Genomic DNA, 16,295 nt, shown 5'->3' with positions numbered 1-16,295 from the left:
AAAAGGCAGTTCCCATAATCAGGGACTGCCTTTTTTAGTAGATGGATGAATTATTCACGAATCTGACCATCACCTTCAACAATATATTTGATACTGGTCAGGGCATTGAGACCCATTGGTCCCCGGCATGCAGTTTCTGAGTGCTGATACCAATTTCTGCACCAAATCCGAAAGCTTCACCATCGGTAAAACGGGTTGAAGCATTATGATAAAGTGTTGAAGCATCTGTCAATTGAAAAAAGCGATGAACATTTTCGGGGGTTTCGGAAATGATCGACTCTGAATGCCTTGTTCCATAACGATTGATGTGATTTATCGCTTCATCAACATTTCTGACAATCCTGACCGCTATCACTTTGTCCAGGTACTCTGTTTCCCAGTCCTCTTCAGTAGCCATCCGAAGATCCGGAAATACATCGGATACCTGCTCATCAATCCTGCATTCAACGCCGGCGGTTTTCAGTGCTCTGATCAGTTGATTGCCGTACTGTGTAAACCAGTCCTTCTGAATGATGACCGTTTCAATGGAATTGCACACTGAAGGACGCTGCGTTTTTGCATTCAATGTAATGTTAACAGCCATGTCAGGATCAGCCGTTTTATCGATAAAAAGATGACAATTTCCCGCGCCGGTTTCAAGAACCGGAATCGTTGATTGTTGAACAGCGGTTTGAATCAGCTTTTTACTGCCACGGGGAATCAGCACATCGATCAGCCCGTTCAGTCTGAAGAAACGGTTAACCGTTTCGTGACGGGTATCCTCAAGTAACTGTACGCTGTCGGGAGATACCTCTGTTTTTGATAACGCCTTGTGGATGATCTCAACAAGTGCATGGTTTGTCTGCAATGCTGAACGACTTCCGCGAAGAAAGACAGCATTACCTGTCTTCAGGCATAAACTGGTCGCATCAACAGTGACGTTTGGCCGGGCTTCATAAACCATACCCACAACACCCAGGGGGACTCTCATCTTTTGGATATGCAGACCATTCGGCCGATCCCATTTTTCCAGACAGTCACCAATCGGGTCATGAAGGCAAACAACATCCTGCAATGACTGGGCCATAGCATCAATCCGCTCCTTGTTCAGCAATAAACGATCCAGTAATGCATCACTCATCCCGTTACTTTGGGCGTTATCCAGGTCCCGTTTATTCGCCTCAATAATGGACACATGGCTTGACTGAAGAGCTGAAGCGATCTCTGAAAGGGCCTTATTCTTCTGATCGGCGTTCAATATGGCGAGCCGGGAGGAGACCCTTTTCGCCCTTGCGGCTTTCTCGAGTAATTCATCTGATGCAATGATCTGATGGCTCATTTTATCTCTTCCTTTCCTTCGGTTGCTTCTGGAGAAATCGTTGCTGTCCACGGAACCCAATTATCACGATGAACGACCTCAGGATGATCGCTCTTTACCAGGCGCATGGCCTGATCGCTTGGCATACTCTTTATTTTGTTTAGCTGATCGGCGGAATAGTTCACCTGTCCCTTACCAAGAATATGATGATACCGGTCCATAATCTGAATGACTTCACCGGCGTAAAATCGTCCATAAATACGTTTGACTCCCGCCGGAAGGAGGCTCTTTCCTTTTTCCATCAGAGCATGCGCCGCACCATCATCAATTTCCACTTTTCCTGAGACCGGAGAGTGAAGCGCAATCCATTGTTCAGACACCCGGAGCGATGGTTTCAAATCGGTTGGGCCAATGTACGTGCCGTTTCCGTTCCCATTAATTATTTTTAGCAGTTTGTCGGGCCCTGTCCCTTTCCCTATAAAGATCCGGACGCCCAGTGACAGGGCGGTTTCCGTTGCACGCAGCTTGGATTTCATCCCACCGGTTCCAACCTTTGAACCGGATGTACTGCTTACAGATTTAATCAACGGCTCAGGAAGAGTATTTAAAAAGTGATAACGTGTGGCGTCTTTAAACTGGTTCGGATTCTTGTCGTACAGGCCGTTAACATCGGTCAGGATGATAAGAAAATCGGCGTGGACCAGCCCGCTGACAAGTGCTGACAGCATATCATTGTCACCAAAAGTAAGCTCCTCTAGCGAAACTGAATCGTTCTCATTAATGATTGGAATGACGGAACGCTTCAGGAGCTCATTCAGTGTAGAGCAGGCATGACTCGTCTGTTCCCGTTTCTTGAAATCCTGACGAGCGAGAAGCAGCTGAGCGACTGTCATCCCGTACTTTCGAAACGCCGAGGCATAGCTGTTTAGCAGCATCACCTGACCGACTGCCGCCGCCGCCTGTTTTCCCGCAAGAGTTACCGGTTTTGATGGATAACCAAGTTCACTGTAGCCTGCTGCTACGGCACCGGATGTAACGAGAATCACTTCATGACCGCTTTTTTTCAGTTGGGCAATAGCGTTTGTATGATCTGTCAGCTTATGCATATCAATATTGCCGTGCGTGTCAGTCAGAGAGCTACTGCCGATTTTTACAACAATCCGTTTTAATACCATAGAGGGACATTCCTTTCCATTAAAAAAAGTCTCTCCTGTCCAAATAAAGGACGAGAAGAGACTTTGCCCGCGGTACCACCTTCGTTAGCATGAGAAGTTTCCTTCTCATGCTCTCTCTTAACTCCGTAACGAGAAGATACGGTCCGGTTAATTGGCCGGACAGCTCAAGGGGCAGGTTCAACAGGAAGGGTACGGTGACGCCTTTCAGCCGATGAGTGTCACTCTCTGACGCAATTCACTGTTTACTAATCCCTGTCAACGCTTCATATAAGTAGACTTATTATATTCAATTAATGTACAAAAGTCAATGAGACTCCTTGACGGGGTAAGTCAAGTGATTGTGGGTGTCCCCCTGGATACAAAAGAATGATGTCTTTTTTTTTTCGTTTTTTTGTAGCTTCTTTCGTTTCTCTCATGCGCTTGACTTGATCAAGGATACCTTTCAGCGATTTAAGCGCAAACGTCCCTTATCCTTCCAAACAAAATCAAAATCAGTAGCCGGCTAAAGCTTTCAGGGCCTGGCTAATGGGTGTCGCGGCGGACTGTTTAAGATAGGGCAGGTTTTCATGCAGCGTGTCCGCTGCGGCCCTTTCATACATTGTTTTCGGCAAAACCTGGGAAGCAGACAGTGGGGCCTGCGCCTCAGTCTGTTTCAGACAGAACACCCGTGGATCTCCGGGCAGCACCACCTTTAAACCATTGATTTTCGCGATGACCAGCTCTTGCAGGTGATCATACCCTTCGTCGCTCCAACTCCGATGATACTTCATTCGTCTTGCCATGAGGCTCATCACCGACTCAGTGGCGCCCAGGGAGGCCATGTTCTTTGTATCATGGCCATGTTTCTGAAGCCAGGTCTTGAAGTTCATGAAGGCGGTTTTCTGCCGCGTGATACGATGGATCAGTTCCGCAAGTTGTGTCTCCTGCTTCTCGGTTGCCATCGTGCCTACGGCACTGTTCAACTCCAACAGTAGCTGATCTGGCTGCCCCTGTTTCAGCGCCTGTGCCATCATCGGGTAACGATGATGGCGCTTCATCACCTTTCTGAAATCGCGTGTGATGTGAAACGTATCGTAATGGTAGAGGGTGTGTCTCGGCCCCAGCGTCTTTTCACCGGCAGCGATCCACGCCGCGCCATCTCCGCTAATTACAAAATCGGTTTGTCCATAGTCCAGGTCATAATTCTGTTCGAGAAAGTCCTGAACCCCTTCCCAAAAGTCTTTGTTCCCCTTATGATAATAAATTCGGGGTTGGATCAACCGCGACTCACCGGAGTGGGAATGGCTTTTCCATCCGGAATGAACGCAAACCATTTTAGCCTCCTTCGCCGCCCTCGGCTTCGTGGCACCTTTAGGCCTCTGCCGGCTGGTGAACAAACCATCCGTCTCCAGAAACAGCACTTTAGGAGCCGGCAGTTGCGTTTCCGGAGGAAGAATCTTTGTCTCCAGCACCTGCTGACGGATGGTTTCATGGCTGATGGCCCGGTAGCCGAGGAACTTCTCAATCTGAGCGGCCGCCTTCCGATAGGATGCGCTTTCCACCGCTTCCTCCAAGGTCCACTGTTCGAAAGCCGGGCTGAAATGCTTTGGCCCGGCAAAGGACAGAAAGCGATCAAGCAGGAAGACATGCTCCCTGGCTTTCCGATCCCAATAATAGTTCCGGACGAACGAGACGTTTCCGAGAGTGGTTTCCAGGGAGATCTTTCGCTTATCATGAAGTTTAAAACGTCGTTTATCCCGGCTTTCTGCCAAGTGTTGATCCAGGTTCACCAAAAGTTGATAGAGGATCCGGCTGAATGTCTGTTGCAGGGCACGAAATAAAATCTGCTCAATGTCTTTTAAAGAAGCATGATTTTCATTATACTGATCCATGGAGAGTCCCTTCCCTTTCAATAGATTTAGACAACTCTATTGTACTCAAAAGGGGGCTCTCCTTTTTGTGAAAAGCATTAAAAGATCAGAAAAATTTGAGATGAGGGAGGGCCGCCGGCCCGGCGGCCCTCCCTCACATTTTTCTGCCACCCACATTTATTTTACTTACCTCCTTGACGATTGCAAAAGTTTTTTATTTCCAAAAAACGATGGTACGATAAAAACGGATACGGTTATGGGGAGGGTTTTTTGTGGCATTTACACTGCAGATTGGTGAAAAAGCGCCTTCATTTTCACTTCCGACAACAGATGGGAAAAATTATACATTATCGGATTTTTCAAAGGCAAAAACGCTGATCAAATGGGAGGGGAAGGATCCACACTGGATGCCGGGCGAAGCCTGTGATCTGGTCTGACCCGAACCGAATAAGAAGGTGTCTTCCTCATGGGAGGGACATCTTTTTTTATGTAAAAAGTGGTTAAAGCCGGTCGACCAATACGGGAAGAAGCAAAATCAGACCAATGAAGATATGATGCCATGGATGCACCTGATGAAAAATCAGATACCCGATACAAAATCTGCTTGCTAAAAGTGTTAATATAACTAGAATGATCATAATCAACGGGATTTCATGGCTGACGAGCAGAAAACCCGTAAAAAAGCCAGCCAGGTGCGTAAAAAAGAATAAGAGAAGCGGCCACTTTAAAGCTGATTTTTGCCAGAAAGTCCAGCATGAGATAAGACAGATAAGGGCGTAAATCATTAATATCGAACCACTGAACATGATTATTCCTCCTCAGGAAAAAGAATAATCTGATTAAACACCGCGGGGTTGACCCCATGTCAACAAGGAGAGTGAATGACTTGAAAACAGGTCAGTTTGTCACGCTGTGCCGGACAACGAAAGACACAGTCCGTTATTATGAGGCATTAGGGCTAATTCAGCCGGCAATGAATGGTGCCTTTAAAGACTTTAGAAAGACGGAAGTCGAAGATTTTCAGGCAATAAAAGACATGCAACGAATGGGATTGTCTTTAAAAACCATCCAGAAAATTTTTTCACTGAAAAGAACATATGGATGCGGATCTTCTCACTTGATCCAAAATATTCTGGAACAGTTGATGAGTCAAAGATCAGCTCTGGCTGTAGAAGAAGCCCATATTCGTGATAAAATAACATATATTGATCAGCTAATTGTTGAATTGAAGAATCTGCATCCTGAGGAAATGGGAAAAGATGCTGCAAAGGAGCAAGATTATGGCAAAACGCTATGACTTTGATGAACAGATTAATCGGAGGGGTTCGGCTTCGATAAAGTGGGATGGGGCCGATCGAATTTTTGGCGGTAAAGATTTGCTCCCCATGTGGGTCGCTGATATGGATTTCCGTGTTCCTGACGAGGTTACTTCAGCACTGAAAAGCAGAGTGGAGCATGGACTTTACGGTTACACGGAAAGGACAGACAGTTATCTTGAATCCGTCAGAGAATGGATGAAAGGGCGTCATGAATGGCAGATAGAAAAACGCTGGATTTGTCACAGTCCGGGAGTCGTTACAGCATTGAATCTGATTGTCGACGGGTTCACAAAACCGGGGGACAAGATCCTGGTCCAGCCGCCGGTATATCCTCCTTTCATAAAAGCTGCGATTAATCAGGGGAGAGGACTTATTGAAAATCCGCTGGTCTGTGAACGTGGACGATATCATATGAATTTTACCGATCTGGAAAGAAAAATGTCTGATCCATCCGTCAGATTAATGCTCTTATGTTCCCCTCATAACCCAGTCGGCCGCGTCTGGTCCCGTGATGAATTACTGCGTGTTGCAGAACTTGCTGCTGCTTCACATGTTCTGGTTGTTTCAGATGAAATTCACAGTGATCTCATTTTTAAAGGATTCCATCACATTCCCTTCGCCAGTCTGTCTGAAGAAGCACAACAACATGCCATTATCTGCACAGCGCCCAGCAAGACGTTCAATCTTGCCAGCCTGCAGGTTTCTAATATCATCATTCCAAATGATCAATTGAGAAAAAAATACATGAATCAGATTCGACGCTTCAATCTCAGTGAACCGAATACAGCAGGCATGATTGCTGCTGAAGCAGCATACCGGTCGGGATCTTCCTGGCTTGATCAATGTCTTGATTACATAAAAAGGAATGCAGATTATGTATCCACCTTTTTTCGAGATCATTTACCCATGCTGTCGATGTCTCCACTGGAAGGCACTTACCTGGGATGGATTGATTGTCACAGGCTCCGCCTGGGGAAGCGGGAACTGCAAAATTTCATGGTTCAAAAAGCCGGCCTGGCGCTCAATCCGGGATACACATTCGGAGAGGAAGGTGCAGGATTTGTCCGGATCAATCTGGCATGTCCGCATGCCTATGTCGAAAAAGCCATGAAGCAACTGAAAAGGGCAGTCGATACATTAAAACGATAAAAATTGTTCATAGTTCCGTCAAATATTCGTTGATCGTTCGAATAATTATAATACTGGGAATTAACACGTTTCCACGAAAAACGATGAAACCTCGTCGATACGGTTTCGTAAATCATAAGTGGAGATATCTATGCTTATAAATAAATGGGGGGACAAAATGAAATGTTAAAAAAAATACTGGCATCGTTTCTCGCTCTTGCACTGATTTTTACACCGGCCGGTAATTTTGTTTTTCAACAGGATGACAATCAGGCCAGTGCAAAGGGGTACCGTTCGGGAGTTAAGTCGTTTAACTCAAATAAAACGAACACCAATTCGTTATTTGGCAATAAGCAGCAGCAGCGTTCCAATGTGAATCGCACGGCAACCTCACAAAGAAATTTCTCAGGCGGTTCGTTTATGAAGGGGATGATTTTTGGAGGTCTGTCGGGTCTGCTTTTTGGCAGCCTGTTATCTCACCTCGGCGGGTTCGGCATGATGGCCGGATTGCTTATTAACATTCTTGCGATCGTTGCGATTATCGCATTAATTCGTTACATCATAAGCAGTTTTACCAATCGAACAAAAAAGAGAAGAGCTGAGGACAGTAATCCATGGAGGAGGTAATCATTCAGGAACAGGATATTGTGAACGCTATATGCCTGTTTCTGGCCGATAAGAAGTCAGCGTCACCTGAAGCATTCAAGGTGGAACTCATGTATGATGATGACTATGGTTTCTCGGCAGAAACCTGGTTTAATGGGCGCAGACAGGTCCTTGTCGCTTCAAATATTATTGAAGCCGTACGCTTCTGGCTGGATACCCAGATGCATACAGACCCATTCGCAGCCTCTTTAAAACTGGAACTTGACGAACAGCTGGGGATCATTGTCCATTATCGTGCTTAAAATCATCAATAAGAGAAGTAAAACTTGCCGACTGGCAAGCTTTTACACTAAAGCCTCTGAGAGGCTTTTTTTATTTACATATACATAGAAGAATATAAGGACACGCCCTTAAATTAAGGGCGTGCAACGGAGTAACAGGGGAACGTCAACGTGAATGTCGTTCCCCTGTTTTCTTTACTTTCAATAGACACTTTACCGTTATGGTTGTTAATTATTTTGAACGTGACCATCAGTCCGAGTCCGGTACCGCTGACTTTTGTGGTAAAAAAGGATTTACCCAGCTTTGTGATGATGGTTGAAGGCATTCCCTTTCCGGAGTCACTGATTTTTATGATTTCGCGGGAATCAGCAGATATCAGTGAAATGGATATCTTTCCGTCATCATCAATAGCATCGATTGCATTTTTGATTAGATTTATAAAAACCTGTTTCATCTGGGTTTTATCACCTAAAATAAGATGTGCGTCACCGTCACCGATCACGTCAAAGGAAATATGTTTCCTGACTGCGTGGGTTTCAAATAAGAACAGGGTATTTTTTAATATGCTGCCAAGTTCCAGTTTAACAAAATGCTCCGGCTGAGGTTTTGTGAAATTAAGCAGTCCGGTGGCAATATTTTCTATATGGTTGACTTCATTAAGGATAATCTCAATATAATTTTTATCAGGTACAGGATCTTTCTGCATTAATTGCAGAAAACCCTTAATGGATGTCAGAGGGTTTCTGATTTCATGCAGGATTCCGGCAGAAAGTTCACCAATTACCGATAATTTTTCAGATTGCATCAGGTTTAGTTCAGCATTTTTTATATCTCCGATGTCTCTGATTGTCAATTGGACCAGGGGTGTGTGATGAAATGTGAATGGATGAATATGAATTTCTGACTGAATAACCGTTCCGTCTGGTATAATGACAGGAAGACGAATCGTGGCAACCGATTCCTTTTGACCGTAAGAAATGACATGATGAATGATATTCTGCAGTTTCATCAAATCCTGTTTTTTTAAAAAATGAGGGAGAAAAATCTCTTTGGCCTCAGTCCATTCAGTAGCAGCAAAATATTTTCTTGCCGGTTTGTTCGCCCAAACCGTATGTTCTCCCTGAAGAATAATGATTGCATCATTTGTATGATCCAGGATCTCCCTGTATGCACATGCTGTGTCTGTCAATCCGGCTCTGTCATTCATATCCAATCCTCCCAATAAAAGTATAAATTAAATGCGGTATTTGTAAATTTATATGCAAAATTTAGCCTAGAATATTCATGGCCCGCGGTATGAACTTTGCTTGTCGTTGAGCCACCAAGGTTTACAGCGATTTTCACTTTTCACCTGAAAAGTGAAAAAAGGGAATGAAAAAGGAGCTCATTCCTTGTATGATTAAGTTAAGCGAAACCAAACATACAGGGGGCTCCTCATATGTCCAGTGTAAAGGAATCAACGTTCCACTTCAATAAAAAGATTAAAGCCAGTTTCTCAGGCGGCGCGCTTTCTTCCGATTCCGGCTTATTACTTTATCGAGAATTCGATGAAAAGACTGGCCTCAGTGAGTTGATCCAGGAAAAACTGTACGTGAACGATCCGGTCACTCATGCCAGGCACACCAACCCAAAGGTGGTGATTCAGAAAATCTATCAGCACCTGGCTGGCTATCACACCGACGACCAGGCCGATGAGTTGGGAACAGATCCCATATTTACGACCCTGCTTGAGAAGAAGCACCTGGCTTCCCAACCGCGGCTGTCCCGCTTTAATCAACGCGTGGATGCCGACACCGTTCAATCGCTGGAAGCCGTCAATCAAGCTTACCTGGATCGACTCTATGCCCTCAGGCCCAGTCAGCAGGTAGTGCTTGACGTGGATTCAGCCAATTTTGAGACCGCCGGGCATCAGGAAGGCGCGGCCTACAATGCCCATTACCAGGACACCGGCTACCATCCGCTTCTCCTGTTTGACTCGCTGACCGGCTACTGCCTGAAAGCCGAACTACGTTCCGGCAATGTCTACACCTCCCGTGGTGTCGTCGATTTTATCCGTCCGGTGCTGGCACACTATCGCTCGCTCAATCCCGGACAGGATCTGGCCGTCCGGGGAGACAGTGGCTTCGCCGTTCCCGGGCTGTACAGCTTGTGTGAGGAAAAAGAGGTTTTTTACGCCATCCGTTTGAAGGCCAACCCCCGGTTGGCTGAAAAAGCACAGCGGCTTGTGGAAGCCCGTCAGAAAAAGCACGCCATGCCAGTCGGTTCTCCAGTCGTGTTTTATCGTGAATTTCAGTACCAGGCGGCTTCCTGGGATCAGGCCCGGCGAGTTGTTGTGAAACTGGAGCGCCCGGAAGGTGAGCTCTTTTTCCAACCGACCTTTATTGTCACGAATATGAGCCTTCCCGCTAAACGCGTCATTAAATTCTATCAAAACCGGGGCACGATGGAAAACCTGATCAAGGAAGGCAAGAACGGTTTTGCCTTTGATCAGCTGAGCAGCACCCGTTTTGAAGCCAACGCGGTGAAACTGCAGATTCGTATGCTGGCAAGCAATATTGAAGCCGGGTTTCGCCTGCTCTGTCTGCCGAAATCCGCTAAAAAGAAGCGGCTTTGTATGGATACTGTGCGCCTTCGCCTGATCAAGATTGCCGGCAGGCTCGTTCATTCCGGCCGTTCGCTCATTTTCCGACTCTGCAGTCACTGTCTTTACCAAAAGGCCTTCCGGCAGACGCTGGATCAAATCCATCGGTTGCCGGCATTGGCATAGTGTCCAGACCATCAATCTTAAAAAATTCAGAATTTCTGTTGGAAACGACGGGATTCGTCTGCCCTGAAAACGAGAAAATGGCTGTCCGCATGTTCCATGCGGGCCAACAGGCATTCAAAATCATCGTTAAGTTGTTCGCTTAGTAAAAATCTGTAAAATCCTTTGCGAAATTACCACCTAAACCATAGAAAATAAGCTGCTATGAATAATTCAGGTTTAGGAAAACATTTTATCTTTTAAACAATCATGTCATGAAAGTCAGTATTTTATCAAAAATCACAAGAAGTAAAAATAAATATTTCAGTTTTATCCATTGTCACGGTGGGGGATTTGATTTAAAATTTAACTGATAACAATTATCATTATCAAAAAAATGAAGTAAGACCGGGGGGCATGGTCATGTTTTTGGCTGATTTGAAACCGGGAATGGAAGCAAAAATTATTGATTTGTCGAAAATAAATCAAGTGGCTCGCAGACGTCTCATGGATCTTGGTGTCAGTGAAGGTGAAGTCGTTTGTTGCAAAGCACTATTACCATTCGGAGGCCCATGCATGTTTGAAACATGTGGCCAGTGTGTAGGTATCCGGCTCAATGAAGCCAGATCCATCTTCGTGGAGTGTGAACAGAGTTGAGGGCTGCACTTTTTGGAAACCCGAATACAGGGAAAACCTCTTTATTCAATGTTCTCTGCGGATCTTATGAATTTGTCGGAAACTGGAGTGGCGTAACGGTTGAAAAAAAAGTAGGTCGATTGAAAGACCACGCAGGTTCGCTTATTGATTTACCCGGCATTTACTCCATGTCACCTGTATCAAAAGACGAATCTGTTGTTGCTTCTTTTCTGCTGGATGAATCGTTTACAGTAGCTTTAAACATTATCGATGCCTCACAACTGATGAGAAATCTCAATCTGACGATTGACCTGCTTGAATTTGGACATCCGGTGATCATTGCATTGAATATGATGGATGTTGCCAGGCATCGGGGAATCCATGTCGATCCGCAGCGACTGGCTGAAAAGCTGTCCGTTCCGGTTGTTCCGATTGTTGCTCGCACGGGAAGAGGCTGCCATGTCATTCAGGACATGCTGACCGGAGGCGTGAAAAATCACCACAACGGATTTCGGATTGATTACGGTTTAAATACAGAAGAAGCTATTTCAGATATATCGTCTGCAATTGATCTGCCGGCTGACAGCAGACGCTGGTTTGCTGTTCAGTTCCTTGACGGTAATCAGGCGGTTGAAGCCTATGCAAGACGTTTTCCTCAGTATGAGAAGATACGATCGATCAGGGAGAAACTTCAGACAACTGTTCAGACCGAACACGGGACAACGGTTTCCGGCTGGATGCGCAGTCAGAGAAATAAGTTTATTAAAACGATTCTGCCCGAGGTTGTGCAAAAGCAGGAAACCAGGTCACACACTGCTACTGACCGAATTGACGCGGTTGTCACCAATAAATTTCTCGGAATTCCAATATTTCTCGGAATCATGTATTTTATTTTTCATGCCACGTTTAACTGGATTGGTAATCCTGTATCAGATATACTTGATGGCTTTTTTGCCGGTCCGCTTACTCAATGGACTCACGATTTACTTCTAAATCTGGGTGTTGTTCCTCTGATAAGAGATGTTATCCTGAACGGGATTATTTCCGGGATAGGTGGTGTTCTTGTCTTTGTTCCACAGATCATCGTCCTTTTCTTTTTTATCTCCTGGATAGAGGATTCCGGATATATGGCCAGAGTTGCACTCGTTATGGATCGGGTGATGCAAATGGTTGGGTTAAACGGAAAAGCTTTTATTCCACTTGTGATTGGATTCGGATGTAATATTCCGGGGATTATGGCTGCCCGAACGATTGAACAGCCTAAAGAGCGATTGCTCACTGTTCTGATCACACCGCTTATGTCGTGCTCGGCAAGGCTGACCGTCTATAGTCTGTTCGCAGGGGTGTTTTTTGCCCGTTATCAGGCACTGGTTGTTCTCTCACTTTACGCTATGAGCATCGTTATCGCATTGCTCATGGCAAAGCTCTTTTCATTATTTATGAAAACGTCTCAATCGGTATTTGTCGTCGATCTGCCTCCATACAGAGTGCCTAATCTGAGAACGCTTGTAAGAAGCACGTGGGATAAGGCTAAGGGATTCATTAAAAAGGCGACGACGTTTATTCTTGGCGGGACGGTCCTTGTATGGCTGCTATCCTATCTGGGACCTGACGGAATGCACGTGCCGATTGAGCAGAGTTTCCTGGCCATCATTTGTACGGCGATTGCACCAATCGTTGCCCCGCTCGGTTTTGGAAGCTGGCAAGCTGCTTCTGCACTGATAACCGGATTTCTTGCGAAAGAATCGGTCGTTTCAACTCTTGGTATTGTTTATCATACGGCAGGAGGTATATCCCTTTCAGAGTCAATAAAACAGGCTTTTACACCCCTGGAGGCCTATAGTTTCATGGTTTTCACTCTGCTGTATGTGCCCTGCCTGTCGACAGTTCCGGCAATCAGACAGGAAACCGGAACCGGCAGAATGACATGGTTTGCGGTCGGGTATTGTATTGTCTTGGCCTACCTCGTTACATTTATCGTTTATCGAACGGGCTTATTACTGGGATTTGATTAAGGAGGCGATTTACCATGGGCATGGCATTAAGCATCATTCTCGGTATGTTGATTTTCGGCTATGCAGGATGGATGCTCGTCAGATTTGTACAGACGAGCCGGAAGGGGAAATGCGCAGCGTGTGCATTAAAAAAATCCTGTGAACAGGCGCATTGCCAATGCATGAGTCAGACTGCCGTCCCTGTTCGGGAAAAAGATCTTTCAAACCGATAATTCATCGCCCGGTCAGGCTTGTTCCAGCTGGCCGGTTTATTCTATACTGTTAATTGTAAACTTATGCAATAATTAAGTTAACAAAAATAGAAGAGAGGGTGGTCAGGTGGAAATATGTTGTCTGAAGGCGTCGGACATGCTGGAACTTTATCGAAAGAACGAACTGTCTCCGGTTGAGACGATAGAAAGTGCGTTTAAACGAGTGGATCGGCTGAATCCGCAATTAAATGCTTTAGTGACACTGAATAAAGAACAGGCCCTGAAGGCCGCTGCTGTTTCCGAACGACTCTATGCTTCCGGGTCAGCGCGTGCGCTTGAAGGCCTGCCTGTAGTCATTAAAGACCTGACGAATACACGGGGGATTCGAACGACATATGGCAGTCTGGTTTATAAGAATCATGTACCTGAGAGAGATGCGACGATTGTTTCCCGATTACGGCAAGCCGGGGCAATCATTCTGGGGAAATCGAACACACCTGAATTTGGGCATAAAGGAACGACAAACAGTCGTATTTTCCCGCCCGCAAGAAATCCATGGAATTTAGAAAACGGTACGGGCGGCTCCAGTGGGGGCTCTGCGGCGGCAGTTGCTGCCGGATTCTGCCCCATAGCTGAAGGCAGTGATGGAGGAGGATCAATTCGGATTCCATCCAGCTTATGTGGCGTGTTCGGCTTTAAACCGAGTTTTGGGCGAGTTCCCTGTGATAATCATCCGGAAAGTGTTTTTTCCAACACAGTTCCGTTTATCAGCTATGGACCGATAGCCCGTTCAGTGTACGACGCATCGTTAATGTTTGATGTGATACAGGGACCGTCAATATGGGATCCCTTTTCACTGGACCCGCTGACGCCTTCTGTCACGAGTACGCTGACTGAAAGAAAACGGCCGTTTCGTGTCGGTTATACCCTGGATTTTGGCATGTATTCTGTTGATGAAGAGATACGACAGATTTTTCACACGACATTGAATAAACTGGAAAAAGAAGGGGCAATTGTCGAGCCCGCCGATATTCAAATGAAAAAGAATCTGAGCGATTACGTCCGGTATTTCAATCGCCTCTGGATGATTGGACTGGCCGTTCAATCAAAAAAAATGATGCGTGACTGCAAAGACCAATTATCGGCATCCCTGATTTCAATGATTCACAGAGGAGAGGATGCCACGGTTGAAGAATATCTGGGAATGAACGCGTACAGGACTTATCTGTGGCGTATGTTTCAGAAACAGTTTCAATCCTTCGACGTGCTCATTTCTCCGACACTTGCTGCTGTGGCTTACCCCTATAATGAGGAAGGGCCGTCCTCGGTTAATGGGCAACCGATTAATCCCGAATCCGACTGGATGATGACAAGTCCTGTCAACCTTACTGGAGAACCTGCCTGTTCTTTGCCAATAGGCCGGACAAGAGCAGGTCTGCCGGTCGGCATGCAATGTATCGCCGGCCATCTTCAGGACAGATGTCTTTTCCAGTTTGCAAAATGGGCTGAATCCATGGTCAATATGACGACTCTTGCAGGAAAAGATAAATAAATCAATATGAGAGCCTTTACATATGTACTGAAAAGGGTTACAATTTTGATTGTAGATGATTTTGATTTGCCCATCAATTTGCACTCAGGATTTTTTACCCAGCTATAATCAGAGCGTTCCGACTACAATATTTCCGGTCTGCCCTTACCGGAAATGAATGTAGCATCCGTACCGGGGATGATGGCCGGACGGGTATGGCGAACGTGTCAGTCTCCATTTTATTTGGAGACTGTTTCTTTTTTTTCATAGCGTTTTAATTCTCCGAAAACAGGAATCTGGTTATCGATCAGCAGGTTTTCCAGATGTCTTTATGAAGAAAAACTTGCCGGTTGAGCCAGCGTTTTCTCTGCACGATCATCCATAGAATTTTTGACTATATAAAGAAAAGGGCACTTCCATTAACACGGAAGTGCCTGAGAAGATGATATTATTTTGTTTCGGCAGATGGAAGTACTTCTTTATCAAGTGGTCCGTCTGCACCAAGATAATATCTGTTAAGCGGCTGTAGATTCTCATCCAGCTCATAAACGAGCGGTGTGCCGGTAGGAATATTCAGTCCGATAATACGATCGGCTGGAACCTGATCAAGATGTTTAACCAGTGCGCGCAGCGAGTTACCGTGTGCTGCAATAACCACTTTCTTACCTTCTTTAATTCTTGGAGCGATTTCTTTATTCCAGTAAACCAGAACGCGGTCAACCGTATCCAGAAGGTCTTCGGTGAGTGGCTGTTCAGCTTCAGACAGTTCAGCATATCTTGGATCGTGAAGCTGTGCCTGATAGCGCTCGTCTGTTTTTTCAAGAGCAGGTGGCCGTACATCAGCAGAACGCCTCCAGATATGTACCTGTTCCTTACCGTACTTTTCTGCTGTTTTTGCTTTGTTCAGGCCCTGTAAAGCACCGTAATGGCGTTCATTCAGACGCCAGGTATGTTTTACAGGAATCCAGGTGAGGTCCAATGCATGAAGCACATTCCAGAGCGTGTGATTAGCTCTTGTGAGTACTGATGTAAAGGCAAAGTCAAAGGTATAACCGTTTTTTTTCAGAATTTCACCGGCTTCTGTCGCTTCCTGTTCACCTTTTTCCGTTAAGTCAACATCAGTCCATCCGGTGAACCTGTTTTCCAGGTTCCATTCACTTTGTCCATGACGGATTAATACAAGTTTAACCATCAGGTAAAATCACTCCTCTCATTTTTTCAAAAAGGATCGCCGGAAAGTTACGGTGTATTTCGACGATATCTTCGCCTTCCTGTTTTACCAGACATTCATTCAAAGTATTGGCGATATTCTTTTGTTTTACACGTTCATCGACGTCAAGCGGCATGGTATGACAGACCCGATGAATCTCTACACCCGTTCATTATATCATGCTTTTTTTTCTGTTTCACATTTTCATCTGTAAAAACTCTGTGAAGGTCTTGTTATCCTTCTGCGAACCATATTATAATGATTTTACTTATTAGAATGCTATGAATTGCCGGCTGTCGCAAAATTTGGCAA

At 45.5% G+C, this 16,295-nt stretch carries 14 protein-coding genes, 1 pseudogene and 1 other annotated feature; of the genes and pseudogenes, 10 read left to right on the top strand and 5 right to left on the bottom strand.

The window, feature by feature from the left end; genetic code table 11:
- Positions 1-50 precede the first annotated feature (50 nt).
- From ABNN70_RS12060 to ABNN70_RS12050, 3 genes and pseudogenes are all read right to left on the bottom strand, one after another.
- Positions 51-1,318 (bottom strand): annotated as a pseudogene (locus ABNN70_RS12060) (glutamate-5-semialdehyde dehydrogenase).
- Entirely contained in the window at positions 1,315-2,472 is a 1,158-nt protein-coding gene (gene proB / locus ABNN70_RS12055; protein ID WP_353947927.1) for a glutamate 5-kinase, read from the bottom strand. Before proB ends, ABNN70_RS12060 begins: the two are co-directional and overlap by 4 nt.
- Before the next feature lie 43 nt (positions 2,473-2,515).
- Positions 2,516-2,740: a binding site (T-box leader), on the bottom strand.
- 223 nt (positions 2,741-2,963) lie between these two features.
- Positions 2,964-4,343, bottom strand: a complete 1,380-nt coding sequence (locus ABNN70_RS12050; protein WP_353947926.1) for an ISLre2 family transposase — start codon at positions 4,341-4,343, stop codon at positions 2,964-2,966.
- A gap of 251 nt (positions 4,344-4,594) precedes the next feature.
- Here ABNN70_RS12050 and ABNN70_RS12045 point away from each other — a divergent pair, with 251 nt between their 5' ends.
- From ABNN70_RS12045 to ABNN70_RS12025, 5 genes are all read left to right on the top strand, one after another.
- The gene (locus ABNN70_RS12045) at positions 4,595-4,759 is read left to right on the top strand and encodes a hypothetical protein (protein ID WP_353947925.1); all 165 of its coding nucleotides are present in this window, start codon (positions 4,595-4,597) and stop codon (positions 4,757-4,759) included.
- A gap of 449 nt (positions 4,760-5,208) precedes the next feature.
- Positions 5,209-5,619: a MerR family transcriptional regulator gene (locus ABNN70_RS12040; RefSeq protein WP_353947924.1), complete on the top strand. Its 411-nt coding sequence runs from the start codon at positions 5,209-5,211 to the stop codon at positions 5,617-5,619.
- Complete coding sequence (locus ABNN70_RS12035) at positions 5,603-6,790, top strand: MalY/PatB family protein (protein ID WP_353947923.1); 1,188 nt, start codon at positions 5,603-5,605, stop codon at positions 6,788-6,790. The genes ABNN70_RS12040 and ABNN70_RS12035 overlap by 17 nt, the downstream gene beginning before the upstream one ends.
- 162 nt (positions 6,791-6,952) lie before the next feature.
- A complete protein-coding gene (locus tag ABNN70_RS12030; RefSeq protein WP_129928863.1) occupies positions 6,953-7,396 on the top strand; it encodes a hypothetical protein in 444 nt (147 codons plus the stop codon).
- Entirely contained in the window at positions 7,384-7,677 is a 294-nt protein-coding gene (locus ABNN70_RS12025; RefSeq protein WP_129928864.1) for a YxcD family protein, read from the top strand. Before ABNN70_RS12030 ends, ABNN70_RS12025 begins: the two co-directional genes overlap by 13 nt.
- Positions 7,678-7,790: 113 nt before the next feature.
- Here ABNN70_RS12025 and ABNN70_RS12020 read toward each other — a convergent pair whose 3' ends face one another.
- Positions 7,791-8,864, bottom strand: a complete 1,074-nt coding sequence (locus ABNN70_RS12020) for an ATP-binding protein (RefSeq protein ID WP_353947922.1) — start codon at positions 8,862-8,864, stop codon at positions 7,791-7,793.
- Positions 8,865-9,095: 231 nt separating this feature from the next.
- Between ABNN70_RS12020 and ABNN70_RS12015 the strand changes: the two genes are divergently transcribed.
- The 5 genes from ABNN70_RS12015 (at position 9,096) to ABNN70_RS11995 (ending at position 14,794) form a co-directional block, all read left to right on the top strand.
- Entirely contained in the window at positions 9,096-10,424 is a 1,329-nt protein-coding gene (locus ABNN70_RS12015) for an IS1380 family transposase (protein ID WP_353947865.1), read from the top strand.
- A 393-nt stretch (positions 10,425-10,817) separates the two neighbouring features.
- Positions 10,818-11,057, top strand: a complete 240-nt coding sequence (locus ABNN70_RS12010) for a FeoA family protein (protein WP_353947921.1) — start codon at positions 10,818-10,820, stop codon at positions 11,055-11,057.
- Positions 11,054-13,051, top strand: a complete 1,998-nt coding sequence (feoB, locus tag ABNN70_RS12005) for a ferrous iron transport protein B (protein ID WP_129928867.1) — start codon at positions 11,054-11,056, stop codon at positions 13,049-13,051. Before ABNN70_RS12010 ends, feoB begins: the two co-directional genes overlap by 4 nt.
- Before the next feature lie 20 nt (positions 13,052-13,071).
- A complete protein-coding gene (locus ABNN70_RS12000; RefSeq protein ID WP_165364253.1) occupies positions 13,072-13,263 on the top strand; it encodes a FeoB-associated Cys-rich membrane protein in 192 nt (63 codons plus the stop codon).
- Between the two features lie 136 nt (positions 13,264-13,399).
- Entirely contained in the window at positions 13,400-14,794 is a 1,395-nt protein-coding gene (locus ABNN70_RS11995) for an amidase (protein ID WP_353947920.1), read from the top strand.
- A 427-nt stretch (positions 14,795-15,221) separates the two neighbouring features.
- Here the strand turns inward: ABNN70_RS11995 and gpmA are convergent, their stop codons facing one another.
- Positions 15,222-15,965 (bottom strand): 2,3-diphosphoglycerate-dependent phosphoglycerate mutase, encoded by a 744-nt coding sequence (gene gpmA / locus ABNN70_RS11990; RefSeq protein ID WP_129928869.1) that lies wholly within the window; start codon positions 15,963-15,965, stop codon positions 15,222-15,224.
- Positions 15,966-16,295 lie beyond the last annotated feature (330 nt).

It is taken from the genome of Sporolactobacillus sp. Y61 (genome assembly GCF_040529185.1).
Taxonomy (GTDB): Bacteria; Bacillota; Bacilli; order Bacillales; family Sporolactobacillaceae; genus Sporolactobacillus.
This window is presented reverse-complemented; position numbering and strand designations above follow the sequence as displayed.

Coding starts and splice junctions, on each gene's coding strand:
- ABNN70_RS12030 (WP_129928863.1), top strand. CDS start 6,953: ATGTTAAAAAAAATACTGGCATCGTTTCTCGCTCTTGCACTGATTTTT.
- ABNN70_RS12020 (WP_353947922.1), bottom strand. CDS start 8,864: ATGAATGACAGAGCCGGATTGACAGACACAGCATGTGCATACAGGGAG.
- ABNN70_RS12000 (WP_165364253.1), top strand. CDS start 13,072: ATGGCATTAAGCATCATTCTCGGTATGTTGATTTTCGGCTATGCAGGA.
- ABNN70_RS12025 (WP_129928864.1), top strand. CDS start 7,384: ATGGAGGAGGTAATCATTCAGGAACAGGATATTGTGAACGCTATATGC.
- ABNN70_RS12015 (WP_353947865.1), top strand. CDS start 9,096: ATGTCCAGTGTAAAGGAATCAACGTTCCACTTCAATAAAAAGATTAAA.
- ABNN70_RS12010 (WP_353947921.1), top strand. CDS start 10,818: ATGGTCATGTTTTTGGCTGATTTGAAACCGGGAATGGAAGCAAAAATT.
- proB (WP_353947927.1), bottom strand. CDS start 2,472: ATGGTATTAAAACGGATTGTTGTAAAAATCGGCAGTAGCTCTCTGACT.
- ABNN70_RS11995 (WP_353947920.1), top strand. CDS start 13,400: ATGCTGGAACTTTATCGAAAGAACGAACTGTCTCCGGTTGAGACGATA.
- gpmA (WP_129928869.1), bottom strand. CDS start 15,965: ATGGTTAAACTTGTATTAATCCGTCATGGACAAAGTGAATGGAACCTG.
- ABNN70_RS12035 (WP_353947923.1), top strand. CDS start 5,603: ATGGCAAAACGCTATGACTTTGATGAACAGATTAATCGGAGGGGTTCG.
- ABNN70_RS12050 (WP_353947926.1), bottom strand. CDS start 4,343: ATGGATCAGTATAATGAAAATCATGCTTCTTTAAAAGACATTGAGCAG.